Below are 4217 nucleotides of genomic sequence, written 5' to 3'. Positions count from 1 at the left end.
TAGGAGCGGCCTTGTGTCGCGATGGGCTGCAAAGCAGCCCCAGGAACGGTCAGAAGGTATACGAAACTCCAGCCTGCACCGTCCGCGGCGCACCCGGGTAGACGTAGTTGTTGAACGCGCCCTCGTCATAGCCCTTGTTGAACACGTTCTTCACGTCCAGGTTCAACCGCACGTGTTCGTTGACCTTGTAGAAGCTCAGCAGGTCGACCACGCTGTAGCGCTCCATTGTGTAGGTCGTGGCTGCCGTCTGGCCGGCCCGATCATCCACGTACTTCACCCCAACCCCCAACCCCAGCCCCTTGGCCAGGCCATCCTGGAACTCGTAGGTGTTCAGCAGGCTGAAGCTGTTGCGCGGGATGTTGGCCAGGCGCGTGCCCTTGGGCAGGGTCGTATCCTGGGTCACTTCGGCGTCCACGTAGGCATAACCACCGATCACGCGCCACTCCGGCGTCAGGTTGCCGGCGATGTTGATGTCCAGGCCACGGCTGCGCACTTCGCCGGCCGCAATACTGTAGGTACCGGTTGGGTCGTTCGGGTCGCGCGCCAGGACGTTCTCCTTGACAATGTGATAGATCGCCGCGTCGATACTCAGCTGGCGGTCGAGTGCCTCCCATTTCACACCCAGTTCGTAGGATTTGCCTTTTTCCGGGTCGAAGCCTCCGCCCCCGCTTGGTGTGCCTGTATTGGGCTTGAATGAGCGCGCGGTGTTGGCATAGACCGCAACCGTATCGGTCAGGTCGTAGATCAGGCCGAAGCGTGGGGTGACGCCGTTTTCGCCTTTGCTGAAGTCGCGGTTTGCGGGCCGCTTGTCGTCGTAATCATGCTCGAAACGCTCGAAGCGTACACCTGCAAGTGCCTTCAGGCGCTCCGTCAGGGCCACCTGGTCCTGGATGAAATACGCCCAGGTCTCGAGCTTCTCGCTGTCCCAGGTTGTTGGTACCGCTGCCAGCTCCGGCCGTGGCTGGCCTAGTACCGGGTTGTAGATATCGACTGTGTAGGGCGCGGTGGAACGTCGAATGATCGAACTGTAGTGGTAGTTCTCGTACTCGACGCCGGTCAGCAAGGTATGGCTGAACGCACCTGTATCGAAATGCCCGGTGAGGTTCAACTGCCAGTCGCGGTCGGTCCACTCCAGCTTGCGGTAATTGAAGTTGCGCTGCAGGGTACGGCCATCTGCGGGGGCACTGGTGGCCTCTACAGCATTGCCTTTGAGTGAGCCATCGAGGTACTGGAAGCCTCCACCCAGCGTCCAGTTGTCGTTGAGCAGGTGTTCGAAGCGCACCTGAGCCATGTTGTTGTCATTGTGCAGCAGGTTGTCGCTGCCCTTTTCCCAGATATAGGTGTCCCGCGAGGCACTGCCGGTCTGGGTGGCGTAGCGGGTCAGGCCACGGTCCAGCGGGTGGTTGTTGCGCATGAAATCGCCCTCGAAGACGATCTTCGTACTGTCGTTGACCTGCCAGCTGAGCACCGGCGCAACGTCATAGCGCTCGCTTTCCACGTCGTCACGGAAGCTTTCGCCGCCTTCGCCCAGCAGGTTCAGGCGGTAGGCCAGCGAGCCGTCCTGGTTCAGCGGCCCCGTGGCGTCCAGGGTCGCACGGTGCATGCCCTGGTCATCGAACTGGCTGCCCAGGGTGACCTTGGATTCCGGCAGCGGCTGCTTGCTGACCACGTTGAAGGTGCCGCCGGGGTCGCCACGGCCATACAGGCTGCTGGCCGGGCCACGGATCACTTCCAGGCGCTCGACGGTGTTGGCGTCGGGTGCGTTGGGGTAGCCGCGGTTGATCGGGAAACCGTTGCGGTAGAACTCGCCGGTGGTGAAGCCACGTACGGTGAAAGTGGTCAGGCCCTGGCCGCCGAAGTTGTTGGCGCGGCCGACACCGCCGGCATAGTCCAGGCCGTCCTGCAGACGCGTGGCGCCGGTATCTTCCAGTACATCCTTGGGCACCACGCTGACCGATTGCGGGGTTTCGTGCAGGGCGGTGTCGGTGCGGGTGGCACTGGCCGAGCGGGTAGCCTTGTAGCCATCGACCGGGCCATCGGCACGTTCGCTGTCGGCGCTGCTGGTGATGTTCAGGGCCTGGAGTTCGATCTGGGCGGGTTCGCCGAGCGGTTCAGGCTCGGCAAAGGCCAGCGGGGAGACAGCATGAAGCACACAAAGCGAAACGAACGTGCGACGCATCGACGGTACGATCCTGGAGTAGGGCGCTGAGGACAGGGTGGGCAAGCGCCGAGAGACTACTACGAATCATTATCAAATGCATTCTTTTTATGTGGCACTGGTGTACCAGATACCAAGTGGAATTTGTGCTGGATTCTTCGCGGGCACGCCCGCTCCCACAGGTCAAGCACAAAGCCTGAGCTTGTGAAGATCCTGTGGGAGCGGGCGCGCCCGCGAATAGGCCAGTTCAGGTGAAGCAGCACTCAGCGAACCGCCTTGATCGCCAGCACATTGCACAGCGGATGCTCCAGCACATGCGCCGTGGTCCCGCCCAGAAACGTCTGCATGGCGTCATGCCGGTGGCTGCCCATCACGATCACATCCGCCCGGCTGTGGCCGACGAACTGGGCAATCGCCTTGATCGCGGCCCCTTCCAGGAAGTGCCTGCGTTCCAGCGGGATCTGGTGGTGGTCGCCCAGCCGGTTGAACGCTGCCCGCTGCGCGGTCCGCACGCTGGCATCAAAGCCGGGCATGGTCACAGTGCCGGCGCCAAAGTCGGCGATGTGGGTCTTGGCCGCGTCGCACACATGCAGCAGGTGCAGTTCGGCATTGCACTGCAGGGCCAGGGCATGAGCACAGTGGATCACCTGCTCATCCAGGTGCTCGCCGGCACCGTGGCTGTTCAGGTCCACCGCAGCGGCAATCTGCCGGGGCAGGGGCAGGCGGATATCACTGACCAGGTGCACGGCGACCGGGCTGTCCTTCAGCAACTGCCAGTCCAATGGCGTTACCAGCAGGCGCTTGAGCACCGGTTCGTGCTGCACGTCCTTGATCAGCAGGTCGCAACCCAGCCGTTCGACTCGCTCCAGCACGCTACCCAGCGGGTCGCGGGTCAGCAGCAGCTCGGTAGACACATCCAGGCCGGCGTTGGCCAATTGCTCGGCTTCGTCCGCCAACCATTGGCGGTTGTCGCTGAGCAGTCGCTCACGCTCGCGGCTATCGCTCATCAAACCGAAGGTGTCGACATCGTCGACGAACACGTTGATATCCAGCAACGCACCGCTGGACTCCGCCAACGCCGCAGCGCGTTGCAGCGCCGGCGTGTGGCGCATCTGCGGGCCGAGCATGACGAACAGACGCTTGAATTGGCTCATCTCACACCTCCACGTGTGGCAGCCCCCCGGTGATCTGGTCTTGTTCAGTCTAGACCGCGCGGGGCCGCATGGGCGGCCGATGGAGGCTGGCGCGGCACGGCGTGTCGGGTATTATGCGGGCCCCATCATTTTCACGAGGCCCGCCCCATGTCCCTGAGTGCTGAACAGATCGGCGAATTCCGCGCCTTTGCCGAGCAACTGGCCGATGCTGCTGCCGTGGCGATCAAGCCATACTTTCGCGCCAGCCTGGACGTCGAGGACAAGGGCGGGCGCCTTTACGACCCGGTGACCGTGGCCGACAAGGCAGCCGAGGACGCCATGCGCGAACTGATCCAGGCACGCTACCCCGACCATGGCATTCTCGGTGAAGAGGCCGGCGTGGCAGTGGGCAGCAGCCCACTGACCTGGGTGCTCGACCCGATCGACGGTACTCGCGCTTTCATCACCGGCCTGCCGCTGTGGGGCACGCTGATTGCCCTGAACGACGGCACGCGCCCGGTGGTCGGGGTGATGAACCAGCCGTTTACCGGCGAACGCTTTGTCGGCACACCGGAAGGCGCCTGGCGTAGCGGTACGCCATTGAAGACCCGCGCCTGTGCCGACCTGGCCTCGGCCACGCTGATGTGCACCACGCCGGACATGTTCGATACCGCCGCGCGCAAGGCTGCGTTCGAGGCCGTTGCCGGCAAGGCGCGCCTGATGCGCTACGGTGGCGACTGCTATGCCTACTGCATGCTGGCTTGCGGGTTTGTCGACGTGATCGTCGAGGCGAGCCTGCAGCCTTACGACGTGCAGGCGCTGATGCCGATCATCGAAGGGGCGGGCGGGGTGATCACGGCGTGGGATGGCAGCAGTGCGCAGAACGGCGGGTGTGTAGTGGCCTGTGGTGACCCGGCGCTGCATGC

The 4217-nt window shown here is 63.6% G+C and carries 3 protein-coding genes; 1 reads left to right on the top strand and 2 read right to left on the bottom strand.

What is annotated here, in order from left to right:
• Window positions 1-49: 49 nt before the first annotated feature.
• Window positions 50-2179, bottom strand: a complete 2130-nt coding sequence (locus ACK1U9_RS16140; RefSeq protein WP_135001950.1) for a TonB-dependent siderophore receptor — start codon at window positions 2177-2179, stop codon at window positions 50-52.
• A gap of 242 nt (window positions 2180-2421) precedes the next feature.
• Window positions 2422-3312: a universal stress protein gene (locus tag ACK1U9_RS16135; protein WP_046614219.1), complete on the bottom strand. Its 891-nt coding sequence runs from the start codon at window positions 3310-3312 to the stop codon at window positions 2422-2424.
• 147 nt (window positions 3313-3459) lie between these two features.
• On the opposite strand from ACK1U9_RS16135, the gene hisN reads away from it, so the two are divergent.
• A partial coding sequence (hisN, locus tag ACK1U9_RS16130; protein ID WP_449110011.1) for a histidinol-phosphatase occupies window positions 3460-4217 on the top strand: 758 nt, incomplete at its 3' end.

Source organism: Pseudomonas sp. XP1, from assembly GCF_053557675.1.
This window is presented reverse-complemented; position numbering and strand designations above follow the sequence as displayed.